Below are 13,472 nucleotides of genomic sequence, written 5' to 3'. Positions count from 1 at the left end.
GATCCTGAACAATCGTAGGTACGCAACGTAGCCGTCCACGCAACCCGTTCCCTGGCAGGGTCTCCGTCACGGAGGCGTGTCTGGGAATGACCGGACTGATATCCGGGTTGTGTTGGATAGGAGAAGAGGTAAGTATGTCGGACGTTCTGCTTGACCGCCCCGAGCTGGAGAGCCTGGGGGTGTACGAGTTCGGCTGGTCCGACTCCGACGCCGCCGGCGCATCCGCTCGCCGAGGCATCTCACCCGAGGTCGTCACCGACATCTCGAACCTGAAGAGCGAACCAGAGTGGATGCTCAAGCGTCGCCTGAAGGCTCTCGAACTGTTCGAGCGCAAGCCGATGCCCACCTGGGGAGCTGACCTGTCGGAGATCGACTTCGACAACATCAAGTACTTCGTTCGGTCGACCGAACGCCAGGCCCAGACCTGGGAAGACCTGCCCGACGACATCAAGAACACGTACGAGAAGCTCGGCATCCCCGAGGCTGAGCGTTCGCGCCTCGTGTCCGGTGTCGCGGCTCAGTACGAGTCCGAAGTGGTCTACCACCAGATCAACGAAGACCTCGCGGCTCAGGGCGTCATCTTCATGGACACCGACACCGCGCTCAAGGAGCACCCGGAGTTCTTCACCGAGTACTTCGGCACCGTCATCCCGTCCGGCGACAACAAGTTCGCCGCGCTCAACACGGCCGTCTGGTCGGGCGGATCGTTCGTCTACGTGCCGCCCGGCGTGCACGTCGAGATCCCGCTGCAGGCCTACTTCCGCATCAACACCGAGAACATGGGTCAGTTCGAGCGCACCCTGATCATCGCCGATGAAGGAAGCTACGTTCACTACATCGAGGGCTGCACCGCCCCGATCTACAAGTCGGACTCGCTGCACTCGGCCGTCGTCGAGATCATCGTGAAGAAGAACGCGCGCGTTCGCTACACGACGATCCAGAACTGGTCGAACAACGTCTACAACCTGGTCACCAAGCGTGCGACGGCTGCCGAAGGCGCCACCATGGAGTGGATCGACGGCAACATCGGTTCCAAGGTCACCATGAAGTACCCGTCGATTTACCTGATGGGGGAGCACGCCAAGGGGGAGACCCTGTCCGTCGCGTTCGCCGGCCCCGGCCAGCACCAGGATGCCGGCGCCAAGATGATCCACATGGCTCCGTACACGCAGTCCTCGATCGTGTCGAAGTCGATCGCCCGTGGCGGCGGTCGTGCCGGCTACCGCGGCGAGGTGCGCATGGATGCGGCGGCCCACCACTCGGCCAACACCGTGCGTTGCGACGCACTGCTGGTTGACACCAAGTCACGCTCCGACACCTACCCGGCCATCGACATCCGCGTCGACGACGTGCAGCTCGGCCACGAGGCGACAGTGTCGCGCGTGAGCGAAGAGCAGCTCTTCTACCTGATGAGCCGCGGCATGCCGGAAGACGAAGCAATGGCCATGATCGTGCGTGGCTTCATCGAACCCATCGCCCGGGAACTCCCCATGGAGTACGCCCTCGAACTCAACAAGCTCATCGAAATGGGCATGGAAGGATCCGTCGGTTAAATGTCCGTCGCCTCAACTTCAAACGCATTGCCCACCACCGAACAGCACGGGATCAAGGAGCACTCAGACGGTCGCTTCGGTTTTGTTCCGGTGCAGACCCGCTCTGCCCGGTTCAAGAGCGCCGAGGTCACCGACTTCGAAGCCGTCACCGGCCGCGAAGCCGTCTGGAAGCTCTCCCCGGTCGCCAAATTCACCGACTTGACCGCCGGCGAGCTTGACGGTTCTGCCTACGAGATCAGCTCGACCGACACCGCCGACGTCGATTCATCTGACATCACTGTCGGCTGGGTCGGCCGCGACGACTCCCGCATCGGCCTCGCCGGACTGCCGGAGGAGCGCGCCTCCGCCAACGCGTGGACCTCCTTCGAGCAGGCTCTGGCCATCACGGTCAGCGGTGAAGACGCCAAGGAGATCACGGTCAGCCGTGCGAACCTCGGCTCTGCCCCGCGTGCCGCCCACACCATCATCGAGGCCAAGCCGTTCAGCCGCGCCGTCGTCATCCTGCAGAACAACGGTGACGCCCGCCTGACCGAGAACGTCGAGATCATCCTCGGCGAATCGGCCAACCTCACGGTGGTCACGCTGCAGGAGTGGAACGACGGTGCAGTGCACCTGGCCAACCACTTCGCATCCGTCGGCCGCGACGCGCGCCTCAAGCACGTCGTCGTCTCCCTCGGCGGCAGCATCGTGCGCGTCAACCCCTCGGTGCACCTGGCCGGTTCTGGCTCGGACATCGAAGCGCTGGGTCTCTACTTCGCGGATGCCGGACAGCACCTCGAACAGCAGGTCTACGTCAACCACGACGCACCGCACAGCCGCAGCCGTGTCACCTACAAGGGTGCACTGCAGGGGCAGGGCGCTCGCACGGTGTGGATCGGCGATGTGCTGATCGGCAACAAGGCGACCGGCACGGACAGCTACGAGCAGAACCGCAACCTGGTGTTGACCGAAGGCACACGTGCCGACTCGATTCCGAACCTGGAGATCGAAACCGGCGACATCCTCGGTGCCGGCCACGCCAGCGCTACCGGTCGATTCGACGACGAACAGCTGTTCTACCTGCAGTCACGCGGAATCAGCGAAGACGAAGCGCGTCGCCTCGTCGTGCGCGGCTTCCTCACCGAGATCGTGCAGCAGATCGGCTCCCCGCAGCTTGAAGAACGCCTGCAGATCACCATCGAGGCAGAACTCACCGGAACGGAAGGCGAGTAAACATGGCGTCAATCAAGATCTGTGGTTTCGACGAGCTCGAAGCCAATCAGGCCATCAAGGTCGACATCGACGGCATTCCGATCGCCGTCGTTCGTGATTCAGCCGGAGAGGTCTTCGCCATCGGCGACACCTGCACGCACGGCGACATCTCACTGTCGGAGGGTTTCGTTGAAGACGACACGCTCGAGTGCTGGGCCCACGGCTCGAAGTTCTCGCTGCGCACCGGCAAGCCGCTCACCCTCCCGGCCTACGAGCCGGTTCCCGCGTACAAGGTCGAGCTGATCGACGGCGACGTGTACATCGACACCGCCGTCATTCTGGCCGTCTGACCGAAACTGACCTCGCCACCGGGCCAACGCATCCCGTCGCCCAGGCGTTCACACTTACGAAAGAGAAAACGAAATTCATGTCTGTTCTTGAGATCAAAGACCTGTACGTCAGCGTCGAGACCGACCAGGGCACCAAGCAGATCTTGCGCGGTGTCGACCTGAGCATCCAGGAAGGCGAGATTCACGCCGTCATGGGTCCGAACGGTTCGGGCAAGTCCACGCTGGCCTACACGATCGCCGGACACCCGAAGTACCACGTCGAGAGCGGTTCCATCCTGCTCGACGGCGCAGAGGTGCTCACCATGACCGTCGACGAGCGCGCCCGCGCCGGCCTGTTCCTCGCGATGCAGTACCCCGTCGAGATTCCCGGGGTCTCCGTCACCAACTTCCTGCGCACCGCCAAGACCGCAATCGATGGCGAAGCTCCGGCCATCCGTGGCTGGATCAAGGACGTTCGCGAGTCGATGGCGAATCTGCGCATGGACAAGAGCTTCGCTGAGCGCAACGTCAACGAGGGCTTCTCCGGTGGCGAGAAGAAGCGCAACGAGATCCTGCAGCTCGAACTGCTCAAGCCGAAGTTCGCCGTGCTCGACGAGACCGACTCCGGCCTCGACGTTGACGCGCTTAAGATCGTCTCTGAGGGTGTCAACCGCGCCAAGGCCAACACCGGCCTCGGTCTGCTGCTGATCACCCACTACACGCGCATCCTGCGTTACATCCAGCCCGACTTCGTGCACGTGTTCGTCAACGGACGCATTGCAGAGCAGGGTGGACCCGAGCTGGCCGACCGCCTCGAAGACGAAGGTTACGATCGCTTTCTGGCACTGCCGAACGTAGGCTAGAAGCATGGTTTCGACACTGAGTCCGGCGCGCTTCGATGAGATCGAAGAAGCGCTGAAAGACGTGATGGATCCCGAGCTCGGCATCAACGTCGTCGACCTCGGACTCATCTATGACCTCGGGTGGGACGACGAGAACGACGCTCTCATCATCCACATGACCCTCACCTCGGCCGGCTGCCCGCTGACCGACGTGCTGGAAGAGCAGACGGCCGAGGCGCTGGACGGCGTCGTCGACCAGTTCCGCATCAACTGGGTGTGGATGCCGCCGTGGGGTCCAGACAAGATCACCGATGACGGCCGCGACATGATGCGTGCCCTCGGCTTCTCGATCTAGTTCTCGCAATCCCAACGCCCGGTCCCTCTCCTGAGGGGCCGGGCGTTTTCGCTGTCACGACTCAATCCCGCCGAGGCAATCTCGCCGAGTTTGACACTTGTGGTCGAGACTCCCCGGCGTACCAGGGAAACTTGACCGGAACGGTCAAGCTCGGTGCCGCGTGCCATGGCGCGGCCTCACTTGGAGTCCGGTTCTACCTACTGGAATGCTATTCTAATGGAGTGACGAAACACGAAACTCCCGCGGAACGACGGCGAACTGAGCGTGCCGGTGAAACCCGGCGTGACATTGTGCGCGCCGCCGGTCGCCTCATGCTTCACCGGGGCTATGTCGCCACGTCGATCGGCGCGATAGCCACCGAAGCGGATGTCGCGGTGCAGACCATCTACAACTCGGTCGGCAGTAAGGCCGAACTGCTCGCTGCCGTACTCGAGCTGGCTGCAGAGGGACCCGGCACGGAAGACCTTGTTCCGGCGGCGCTGAGGCAACGCGTGGTGGCGTCATCGTCGGCGGCCGAGATTCTGCGGGTCGTTGCTGACTGGTTTCTCGCTGTCAACGAACGCACAGTGAATGTCTTGCTGATGATCAGTCAGGCTGCGGCCGTCGACGGCGATGTCCGAGCGATTGAACGTCGGTCCGTTGCGTCACGCCTTCACACGTTCGGCGAGGTTGCGTCGTCGCTCCGCGCTCTGCGGGGCTTGCGTGGTGGGATGAGCGATCCGGAAGCCGCCGCTGCGATCTGGGCCCTCGGCCATCCGCAGGTCTATCGAATGCTTGTCACCGAGTTCGGCTGGTCGAGCGAGGCTTACCGCGACTGGCTCGAAAAGGCTCTGCGCGGGGCTCTCTCCTAGAGCTCAGAACCTCGAAGCGCACGTGGGAGTGCGCGCGGGCAAATATACTAGAGAGTTGGCCCGGTCGGGCCGTCTCTCTTCACTTCTTTCCGAACGGACTATTGCTGTGCTCAGTGTGCAAGATCTCGAAATCCGAGTGGGGGCACGCGTGCTCATGGAAGGCGTGAACTTCCGCGTCTCCAATGGCGACAAGATCGGCCTGGTCGGTCGCAACGGTGCCGGCAAGACCACCTTGACCAAGACCCTCGCCGGTGAGACGCTGCCGACCAAGGGCACGATCGAACGCATCGGCGAGATCGGCTACCTGCCGCAGGACCCGCGCTCCGGCGACCCGGAGATGCTCGCTCGTACGCGCATCCTCGATGCCCGCGGCCTCGGCACCATCGCGTTGGGCATGCATGACTCCAGCCTGCTGATGGGTGATGCGGATGCCTCCGTCAGCTCAGCCGCGATGCGCAAGTACTCCACGCTCACTGACCAGTTCAACGCTCTCGGTGGCTACGCCGCCGAAGCGGAAGCGGCATCGATCGCCAGCAACCTGAGCCTTCCCGACCACATTCTCGACCAGCAGCTGAAGACCCTCTCGGGTGGTCAGCGTCGTCGCATCGAACTGGCCCGCATCCTGTTCTCGGCCGCCGAGACCATGATTCTCGATGAGCCCACCAACCACCTCGACGCCGACTCCGTCGTCTGGCTCCGCGAGCACATCAAGAGCTACCGCGGTGGCTGCATCATCATCAGCCACGACATCGAGCTCGTTGGCGAGTCGGTCAACCGGGTGTTCTATCTCGACGCGAACCGCACCATCATCGACGTCTACAACATGAACTGGAAGAACTACCTGCGCCAGCGTGCCTCCGACGAGGAACGCCGCCGCAAGGAACGCTCCAACGCCGAGAAAAAGGCGTCGACGCTGCAGCTGCAGGCTGCCAAGTTCGGCGCCAAGGCCAGCAAGGCCGCCGCGGCCCACCAGATGGTGGCACGCGCCGAGAAGCTGCTCGCCGGCCTCGATGACGTGCGCGCCGTCGACCGCGTGGCCAAGCTGCGGTTCCCCGAGCCCGCTCCCTGTGGTCGCACTCCGATCATGGCGACGAACCTGTCGAAGAGCTACGGCTCCCTCGAGATCTTCACCGCCGTCGATCTGGCGATCGACCGCGGCTCCAAGGTCGTCATCCTGGGCCTCAACGGTGCCGGCAAGACGACCCTGCTCCGGATGCTCGCCGGCGTCGACAAGTCAGACACCGGAGAGATCATCCCCGGCCACGGTCTGCGCATCGGCTACTACGCCCAGGAGCACGAGACCATCGACGTGAAGCGCTCGGTGCTCGAGAACATGGTCTCGTCGTCGCCGAACATCACTGAGATGGAAGCCCGGCGCGTGCTGGGCTCGTTCCTGTTCACCGGTGACGACTCGACCAAGCTCGCCGGCGTGCTCTCCGGTGGTGAGAAGACGCGACTCGCACTGGCGATGATCGTGGTCTCCGGCGCCAACGTGTTGCTTCTCGATGAGCCCACGAACAACCTCGACCCGGCCAGCCGCGAAGAGATCCTCGACGCACTGGCCAACTACAGCGGCGCTGTTGTTCTGGTCAGCCACGATGAGGGAGCAGTGGAGGCGCTGAATCCTGAGCGCGTGCTCATCCTCCCCGACGGCGTCGAGGACCACTGGAACCGGGACTACCTGGATCTGATCACGCTGGCGTAGTCAGGCGCTTCAGAGTGAAGAAAGCGGCGGTCCCGAATCAATCGGGACCGCCGCTTTCTTCGTTATCCGTCAGTGTGAGGAGCCCAGCAGCTCGTCTTCGACTTCTGCGTCACTTCGCGGCTTCGCGGCCTTTCGCCGAGCACGCTCTTCGGCGCGCTTCTGCTCTTCGGGGTCTTCCGAGTTCACGTTGCGGTACTCCTCACGCACCGCCCAACCGAGCCCGAGGAAGGCGAGCACTCCGAAGACAAACCATTGGAAGGCATACGAGAGGTGGGGGCCTTCGTCGGCGGGGGGCCGAACCACTGCCGTCGGGCGGGTGTCCGGGGCCGGGTCTTCCGAGGCCATCAGGCCGTAGGCGCCGGTATAGGTCGGGGTGTCCAAGCGCTTCGCAATGTCGTTGAGGTTGATCGTCGCAACTTGATTGCCGCTCGCGGAGCGACCCACCAAGTTCGGCTCTCCCGCCTTCAGACGGGCCACAACAGTCACCTCGCCGGTGGGTGCAGCAGGAACGGCATCGGGAGCGTCTTGCTTCGAGCCCGTCGTCAACCAGCCGCGGTCGACGATGAAGACCGTGCCATCCGCCAGCTGCAGGGGAGTCAGCACCTCAAACCCCGGCATGCCGTTCAGCGGACGGTTTCGGGCCAGCATTTCGTCTTCGGTCAGGTAGGTTCCGGTGAGGGTGACCGGGAGCCACTTCTGCGAGTCTGTGAACGCGTCAAGAGTCGGGAGCGCCTCGGTGACGGGGATGGGTGCGGAATCCCAGTTTGCGTTGACCTTTGCGATCTCGGCCAATGCTTCTTCACGACGGGCAACCTGCCACATGCCGAGACCGGCACACGCCGCGGCGAACAGAATGGCGATCGCCAGGTAGCCGGCCCAGCGGCGGCTGAACGCGAACTTCCACCCGGTCATCGGGCGTCCGCCGCGGTGACGGTGGCGACCGTGGATTCGGTGACGGACTGGGCGCGAGGAGTGATCACTGAATCAGCTGTCTGGTCGGGGTATGCCTCATCTGACGTCTGGTCGACGAGGAGGGAAACGGAGAGGGGAAAGTCGCGGGTCGCGAGAAAATCGCGGAGGTAGTCGACGTGCTCGGCACAGGCGAGCCAAGTCTTGGTGCGGTCTGCAGCGTGGATGCGCGGGTTGCGCCAGTCCAGCCGCCAGATTGCATCGTCGCGACAGCCTGCGCGTGAGCAGGTCGGAGAATCGAGCGGGGTGCTGAGCCCGATCATCGAGCATCCTTCTGCTGGTCGGAACCAGGCTTGTCGTCCGACGGGCCTGAGGTGCCTGAGGAGTTAGTCGGATTCGCGTCGGGGGTGAACGGCTCCGGACGATAAACCTGAACGCCGCCGGGACGCATCACCTGGGAACCGCTGGGATCGGCGTGCACATTGGCGATAACAACGGCGATGTAGGGCAGAACGATGGCCCCGATGGCGCAGACGACGAGCCACCAGCCCTGTACGAACAGCATCAGAAGGATGCAGACGACACGAATACCCATCGTGATCGAATATTTGATCATTCGATTGCGTCGTTCCGCCTCGGGGGAGAGGGGGAGGGAGGTGATCGATTGCTGTTTCATGGAGGCTGTCGCTTCGGTGAGCCGGTGGGAGTTGTGCTAACTCCAGCCTACGTCTCGCTGGGCTGCGTGGACGACGCTCTAAGCTTGATTTCACGTATGCGCGGCAGCAATCGGCCGGGCGAGAGATTGGATTAGTGCATGACAACGGCTCGTACAGTGCTTGTTACCGGTGGCAACCGTGGAATCGGTTTCGCCATCGCCGAAGAGTTTCTGGCGCAGGGCCACCGGGTCGCGGTGACCGCGCGCAGCGGCGCCGGCCCGGAGGGAAGCCTCACGGTGCGTGCCGACGTGACGGATGCCGCATCCATCGATGCCGCGTTCACCGAGATCGAGGCTGCGTACGGCCCCGTTGAGGTCGTCGTCGCCAACGCCGGCATCACCCGCGACACCCTGCTGATGCGCATGTCCGAGGACGACTTCACCTCGGTCATCGACACCAACCTGAGCGGCGCCTTCCGCGTCGTCAAGCGCGCGTCGAAGGGGATGCTCAAGGCTCGCTTCGGTCGCATCGTGCTGATCTCGAGCGTCGTCGGCTTGTACGGCTCGGCCGGTCAGGTCAACTATTCGGCGTCCAAGAGCGGACTCGTCGGTCTCGCTCGCTCGGTGACCCGCGAGCTCGGCTCGCGTGGAATCACTGCGAACGTCGTCGCGCCCGGTTTCATCGAAACGGACATGACCGCCGAACTGCCCGAGGCGCAGCAGGCCGAGTACAAGCGCAACATCCCGGCCGGCCGCTTCGCCAGCCCGACCGAGGTTGCCCGTGTGGTCACCTGGATCGCCGGCGATGACGCGGGCTACATCTCGGGTGCAGTCATTCCCGTTGACGGTGGCCTGGGGATGGGCCACTAGCTCCCTCACCCTTCGCTACATGCTGGCGCGGTGTATTCCCTGTGGCGCGCGCTTTACCCCGCGCCCACCGGGATACCCCGCGCCCGGGTCGCAATCAACCCAGCCGTGGCCCCGCAATGCGAGATCGGCGCGCCGGGTCTCGACAAGCTCGACCACCGATCGTCTTAGCCGCGCAGGCCGAGAAGCGGCAGCACCTGGCTGAGGTCGCAGACGTCGATCACGACGTCCGCCTCCTCTTTCACCCGCGGCTTGGCGTTGAACGCCACGGAGAGTCCGGCCACGGCCATCATTTCGAGGTCGTTCGCGCCGTCGCCCACGGCGACGGTCTGGCGGATGTCCACCTGGTCGGCTGCGGCCCACTCGCGGAGCGCCTCGGCCTTGGCTGCGGCATCGATGATCGGTCCGACGAGACCGCCGGTGAGATGCCCGTCGACCACTTCGAGCCGGTTGGCACGCCAGTGATCGAGCCCGAGCGTGTCGGCCAGGGGGTCGAGCAGCTCATGGAATCCGCCGGAGACGACTCCGACCCGGCTGCCGTGCGCGTGGATGCCGGCGATCAGGTCGTGCACGCCCGGTGTCGGCCGGATCAGTCGGCCGACCTCGGCGAACACGCTGGTCGGCAAGCCGGCGAGGGTCTTCACGCGCTCGCGCAAGCTGTCGGCGAAGTCGAGTTCGCCGCGCATTGCGCGTTCTGTGACGTCAGCCACCAACTCCCGTGACCCTGCCGCATCCGCTAAAAGCTCAATAACCTCGTCTTCGATCAAGGTGGAATCTGCGTCTAGAACTATCAAAAAACGGTTTGAAACGGTCACGGTTGAACGTGCACTCCCTTGCCAACGACGGTAATACCTGTATCAGTCACACTAAATCCTCGAGCGAGGTCTCGATCACGGCTCACCCCGACGCCCGCCCCCGCTGAGACCACCACGTCCTTGTCGAGGATGGCGCGGCGAACGGTTGCGCCCGGCTGCACGTGCACGCGTTCGAACAGAATCGAATCGACGACCTTGGCGCCCGATTCGACGGTTGCCCATGGTCCGAGCACGCTGCGCTCGAGGTGAGCGCCGGAGATGACGCTGCCGAGGGAGACGATCGAATCGATGGTCGTGCCGATCGCACCGGCGGCATCCCGCACGAACTTCGCCGGGGGAGAGTTGAGCTGCTGGCTGAAGATGGGCCAGTCGCGGTTGTAGAGGTTGAAGATCGGCAGAGTGGAAATCAGATCCTGGTGGGCTTCGAAGAATGACTCGATGGTTCCCACGTCACGCCAGTAGTAGCGGTCGCGCGTCGTCGAACCGGGAACAGCATTGTTCTTCAGGTCGTAGACGCCGGCCGTTCCCCGCGAGACGAAATCGGGAATGATGTCGCCACCCATGTCGTGACTGGAGTCGGGGCGGTCGCCGTCGCGCAGTACCGCATCGATGAGCGCGTCGGTGTTGAACACGTAGTTGCCCATTGACGCGAGAACCTCGTGCGGAGCATCGGCCAGGCCAACCGCATCCTTCGGCTTCTCGATGAATGCCGTGATCCGGTCGGGAGTGTCGGCTGAAACGCTGATCACACCGAATTGGTCGGCGAGGCCGATCGGTTGCCGGATCGCGGCAACTGTGGCCTCCGCGCCAGAGGCGATGTGAGCGTCGATCATCTGGCTGAAGTCCATCCGATACACGTGGTCGGCGCCGACCACCACGACGAAGTCGGGCTTCTCGTCGTGGATCAGGTTGAGACTCTGCAGAATTGCGTCGGCGGAACCGCTGAACCACCGCTTGCCCAGCCGTTGCTGCGCTGGCACGGACGCGATGTAGGAGTTGAAGAGTCCGCCGGAGACATGCCAGGTCTGGGAAACGTGACGGTCGAGGCTGTGCGACTTGTACTGCGTCAGCACAACGACCTGCGTCACACCCGAGTTGATCAGGTTCGACAGCGCGAAGTCGATCAGCCGATAATGCCCGCCGAAGGGAACCGCGGGCTTGGCCCGGTCTTCGGTCAAAGGCATCAGGCGCTTGCCTTCGCCGCCCGCGAGAACGATTCCAAAGATCTTCGTGGCCTTCATGTCTTTACAGTACGGCCATTCCGGCGGGCGGAACCAGAGGATGAAGCAGTGTTAACCACACCGTTGCGCTAGCTTTGCTGCATGCGAGTGGATCTGATGACCAAGGAGTACCCGCCAGAGGTCTACGGCGGCGCCGGGGTGCACGTCGCAGAGCTCGTTCGAGCCCTGCGCGCCGACATCGATGTCACCGTGCGATGTTTCGGTGAAGCACGCTCGGCCCCGCACACAATTGCCTATCCGGTGCCCGCTGAATTGACGGATGCGAACGCCTCGTTGGCCACGCTCGGCGTCGATCTCCAGATGGCCAACGACGCACACGGCGCCGATCTCGTGCACTCCCACACGTGGTACGCCAACGGCGCCGGCCACCTGGCCCAGCTCCTGCACGGGATTCCGCATGTCGTCACCGCGCACAGCCTCGAGCCCCTCCGCCCCTGGAAAGCCGAGCAACTCGGCGGGGGATACCGAGTCTCAAGCTGGATTGAGAAGTCGGCCTTCGAAGCCGCCGATGCCGTCATCGCCGTCAGCGGCGGCATGGCCCGCGACATCCTGCGCAGCTACCCGGCACTCGATCCCGCCCGGGTGCACGTGGTGTACAACGGCATCGACATTGAACGGTGGAAGCCCAACCCCGACAGCGCACTGGTGCGCAGCCTCGGTATCGACCCCGATCGCCCGTCAGTGGTGTTCGTCGGTCGAATCACCCGTCAGAAGGGCCTGCCGTACTTGCTGCGTGCCGTGGCGCTGCTGCCCGAAGACGTTCAGATCGTACTGTGTGCCGGCGCCCCCGACACCCCCGGGATCATGTCCGAGGTCACCGCCGGAGTCGAGGCGCTGCAACGTGAACGCGACGGCGTGATCTGGATTGACCGGCTGCTCCCGCAGCATGAGCTCTCTGCCGTGCTGACCGCCGGCACCCTCTTTGTCTGCCCGTCGATCTACGAACCGCTGGGAATCGTGAATCTCGAGGCAATGGCCTGCGGGCTGCCCGTGGTCGGCACCGCAACCGGCGGGATTCCTGAGGTCGTCGCCGATGGGGTGACCGGACGCCTTGTGCCGATCGAACAGGTGGATGACGGAACGGGAACACCGACAGATCCCGATCGATTCGTGGCGGATCTCGCGCGCGTGATGGCCGAGGTTCTCGCCGACCCCGATCGGGCTGCCGAGATGGGCCGGGCCGGTCGAGCGCGGGCGGAGCGCGAGTTCAGCTGGCATCACATCGCCGCTCGCACCCGCGAGATTTACGCGACCCTGCTCTGATCGGGGAAGCGGGGCGGTCGACGCTGTCTCGCGGGCAGACGGATGCGTGCCCCGGGCATCCGCACGCCAGATAACATGGCTACATGGTCAACGTTCTTCAATTCACTGACGTATCCGTCGTTCGAGGTGGCAACACCATTCTCGACACCGTGAACTGGAGTGTTGACGACGATCAGCGCTGGGTCATCCTGGGGCCCAACGGCGCCGGAAAAACCACGACGCTGCAGATCGCCGCAGCAATCGCCTACCCGACAACGGGACAGGCCGAAGTTCTCGAAGAGCCGCTCGGCGGAACCGATGTCTTCGAGTTGCGCCCGCGGATCGGCTTCGCGTCGACGGCGATGGCCCGCAAGATTCCCGGCGCCGAGAAGGTCATCGACGTCGTCATGACCGCCGCTTACTCGGTGACGGGTCGCTGGAACGAAGAGTACGAAGAGATCGACGAGCGTCGCGCCCAGCGTGTGCTCAGCGAATGGCGCCTCGACCACCTGGCCGACCGCAAGTTCGGCACGCTGAGTGACGGCGAGCAGAAGCGGGTACAGATTGCCCGCGCAGTGATGACCGACCCCGAAATCCTGTTGCTCGATGAGCCGGCGGCCAGCCTCGACCTTGGCGCCCGCGAAGAATTGCTCCAGCTGCTCGGCGGCTACGCCAGCGAGACCAGCTCACCGGCCATCATCATGGTCACCCACCACGTCGAAGAGATTCCCCGCGGCTTCACACACGTTCTGTTGCTGGCCGGTGGAAAGATCGTCAAGGCGGGCCCGCTCGCTGAGGCGCTCACCTCCGAATCACTGACCGAGACTTTCGGTCTGCAGATTGAACTCACCGAAACAGATGGTCGCTACAACGCCCGTGCCGTCTAAGCTTGTTTCGGCGCAACACATTCAAGACGG

The 13,472-nt window shown here is 63.8% G+C and carries 14 protein-coding genes and 1 pseudogene; 10 read left to right on the top strand and 5 right to left on the bottom strand.

Translation table 11 applies throughout. The annotated features are described in order from the left end of the window. The first annotated feature begins 134 nt into the window (after positions 1 to 134). From sufB to AC1DCF_RS16030, 7 genes are all read left to right on the top strand, one after another. Positions 135 to 1,553: a Fe-S cluster assembly protein SufB gene (sufB, locus tag AC1DCF_RS16060; protein ID WP_345062602.1), complete on the top strand. Its 1,419-nt coding sequence runs from the start codon at positions 135 to 137 to the stop codon at positions 1,551 to 1,553. Beyond that, complete coding sequence (gene sufD / locus AC1DCF_RS16055; RefSeq protein ID WP_477211888.1) at positions 1,554 to 2,765, top strand: Fe-S cluster assembly protein SufD; 1,212 nt, start codon at positions 1,554 to 1,556, stop codon at positions 2,763 to 2,765. Between the two features lie 2 nt (positions 2,766 to 2,767). Then, positions 2,768 to 3,094 carry a non-heme iron oxygenase ferredoxin subunit gene (locus AC1DCF_RS16050; protein ID WP_441789849.1) on the top strand — a complete coding sequence of 109 codons (327 nt, stop codon included), beginning with the start codon at positions 2,768 to 2,770 and terminating at the stop codon, positions 3,092 to 3,094. A 77-nt stretch (positions 3,095 to 3,171) separates the two neighbouring features. Further along, on the top strand, positions 3,172 to 3,936 hold the full coding sequence (gene sufC / locus AC1DCF_RS16045; RefSeq protein ID WP_477211887.1) for a Fe-S cluster assembly ATPase SufC: 765 nt from the start codon (positions 3,172 to 3,174) through the stop codon (positions 3,934 to 3,936). 4 nt (positions 3,937 to 3,940) lie between these two features. Next, complete coding sequence (locus AC1DCF_RS16040) at positions 3,941 to 4,270, top strand: metal-sulfur cluster assembly factor (protein WP_345062610.1); 330 nt, start codon at positions 3,941 to 3,943, stop codon at positions 4,268 to 4,270. A gap of 221 nt (positions 4,271 to 4,491) precedes the next feature. Then, on the top strand, positions 4,492 to 5,121 hold the full coding sequence (locus AC1DCF_RS16035) for a TetR/AcrR family transcriptional regulator (RefSeq protein ID WP_477211886.1): 630 nt from the start codon (positions 4,492 to 4,494) through the stop codon (positions 5,119 to 5,121). 106 nt (positions 5,122 to 5,227) lie between these two features. Next, positions 5,228 to 6,826: an ABC-F family ATP-binding cassette domain-containing protein gene (locus tag AC1DCF_RS16030; protein WP_441789846.1), complete on the top strand. Its 1,599-nt coding sequence runs from the start codon at positions 5,228 to 5,230 to the stop codon at positions 6,824 to 6,826. Between the two features lie 69 nt (positions 6,827 to 6,895). Here AC1DCF_RS16030 and AC1DCF_RS16025 read toward each other — a convergent pair whose 3' ends face one another. The 3 genes and pseudogenes from AC1DCF_RS16025 to AC1DCF_RS16015 form a co-directional block, all read right to left on the bottom strand. Further along, positions 6,896 to 7,738, bottom strand: a complete 843-nt coding sequence (locus AC1DCF_RS16025) for an SURF1 family cytochrome oxidase biogenesis protein (protein WP_477211885.1) — start codon at positions 7,736 to 7,738, stop codon at positions 6,896 to 6,898. A gap of 116 nt (positions 7,739 to 7,854) precedes the next feature. After that, positions 7,855 to 8,058: pseudogene (locus tag AC1DCF_RS16020) on the bottom strand (hypothetical protein); the annotation flags it as partial. Beyond that, on the bottom strand, positions 8,055 to 8,411 hold the full coding sequence (locus tag AC1DCF_RS16015) for a DUF3099 domain-containing protein (protein ID WP_477211884.1): 357 nt from the start codon (positions 8,409 to 8,411) through the stop codon (positions 8,055 to 8,057). The gene AC1DCF_RS16015 and the pseudogene AC1DCF_RS16020, both read right to left, overlap by 4 nt. A gap of 138 nt (positions 8,412 to 8,549) precedes the next feature. Here AC1DCF_RS16015 and fabG point away from each other — a divergent pair, with 138 nt between their 5' ends. Beyond that, positions 8,550 to 9,260, top strand: coding sequence for a 3-oxoacyl-ACP reductase FabG (gene fabG, locus AC1DCF_RS16010; protein ID WP_441789843.1), 711 nt, complete (start codon positions 8,550 to 8,552; stop codon positions 9,258 to 9,260). A 164-nt stretch (positions 9,261 to 9,424) separates the two neighbouring features. On the opposite strand, the gene serB is transcribed toward fabG, so the two are convergent. Beyond that, positions 9,425 to 10,072 (bottom strand): phosphoserine phosphatase SerB, encoded by a 648-nt coding sequence (gene serB / locus AC1DCF_RS16005; RefSeq protein WP_477211883.1) that lies wholly within the window; start codon positions 10,070 to 10,072, stop codon positions 9,425 to 9,427. After that, complete coding sequence (locus AC1DCF_RS16000; protein ID WP_441789840.1) at positions 10,069 to 11,313, bottom strand: glucose-1-phosphate adenylyltransferase; 1,245 nt, start codon at positions 11,311 to 11,313, stop codon at positions 10,069 to 10,071. Before AC1DCF_RS16000 ends, serB begins: the two co-directional genes overlap by 4 nt. Before the next feature lie 81 nt (positions 11,314 to 11,394). Here AC1DCF_RS16000 and glgA point away from each other — a divergent pair, with 81 nt between their 5' ends. Continuing rightward, a complete protein-coding gene (gene glgA, locus AC1DCF_RS15995; protein WP_477211882.1) occupies positions 11,395 to 12,576 on the top strand; it encodes a glycogen synthase in 1,182 nt (393 codons plus the stop codon). An 83-nt stretch (positions 12,577 to 12,659) separates the two neighbouring features. Beyond that, on the top strand, positions 12,660 to 13,442 hold the full coding sequence (locus tag AC1DCF_RS15990; RefSeq protein WP_477211881.1) for an ABC transporter ATP-binding protein: 783 nt from the start codon (positions 12,660 to 12,662) through the stop codon (positions 13,440 to 13,442). Positions 13,443 to 13,472: the final 30 nt, after the last annotated feature.

It is taken from the genome of Leifsonia sp. 10L418 (assembly GCF_056395445.1).
The sequence above is the reverse complement of the archived record's forward strand: the minus strand, read 5'-3'. Positions and strand labels throughout refer to the sequence as shown.

What these genes read in the sequence shown, in the direction of transcription:
- AC1DCF_RS15990 (WP_477211881.1), top strand. Translation starts at nt 12,660, where the DNA reads ATGGTCAACGTTCTTCAATTCACTGACGTATCCGTCGTTCGAGGTGGC.
- AC1DCF_RS16015 (WP_477211884.1), bottom strand. Translation starts at nt 8,411, where the DNA reads ATGAAACAGCAATCGATCACCTCCCTCCCCCTCTCCCCCGAGGCGGAA.
- sufC (WP_477211887.1), top strand. Translation starts at nt 3,172, where the DNA reads ATGTCTGTTCTTGAGATCAAAGACCTGTACGTCAGCGTCGAGACCGAC.
- AC1DCF_RS16025 (WP_477211885.1), bottom strand. Translation starts at nt 7,738, where the DNA reads ATGACCGGGTGGAAGTTCGCGTTCAGCCGCCGCTGGGCCGGCTACCTG.
- fabG (WP_441789843.1), top strand. Translation starts at nt 8,550, where the DNA reads ATGACAACGGCTCGTACAGTGCTTGTTACCGGTGGCAACCGTGGAATC.
- sufB (WP_345062602.1), top strand. Translation starts at nt 135, where the DNA reads ATGTCGGACGTTCTGCTTGACCGCCCCGAGCTGGAGAGCCTGGGGGTG.
- glgA (WP_477211882.1), top strand. Translation starts at nt 11,395, where the DNA reads ATGCGAGTGGATCTGATGACCAAGGAGTACCCGCCAGAGGTCTACGGC.
- sufD (WP_477211888.1), top strand. Translation starts at nt 1,554, where the DNA reads ATGTCCGTCGCCTCAACTTCAAACGCATTGCCCACCACCGAACAGCAC.
- AC1DCF_RS16000 (WP_441789840.1), bottom strand. Translation starts at nt 11,313, where the DNA reads ATGAAGGCCACGAAGATCTTTGGAATCGTTCTCGCGGGCGGCGAAGGC.
- AC1DCF_RS16040 (WP_345062610.1), top strand. Translation starts at nt 3,941, where the DNA reads ATGGTTTCGACACTGAGTCCGGCGCGCTTCGATGAGATCGAAGAAGCG.
- AC1DCF_RS16050 (WP_441789849.1), top strand. Translation starts at nt 2,768, where the DNA reads ATGGCGTCAATCAAGATCTGTGGTTTCGACGAGCTCGAAGCCAATCAG.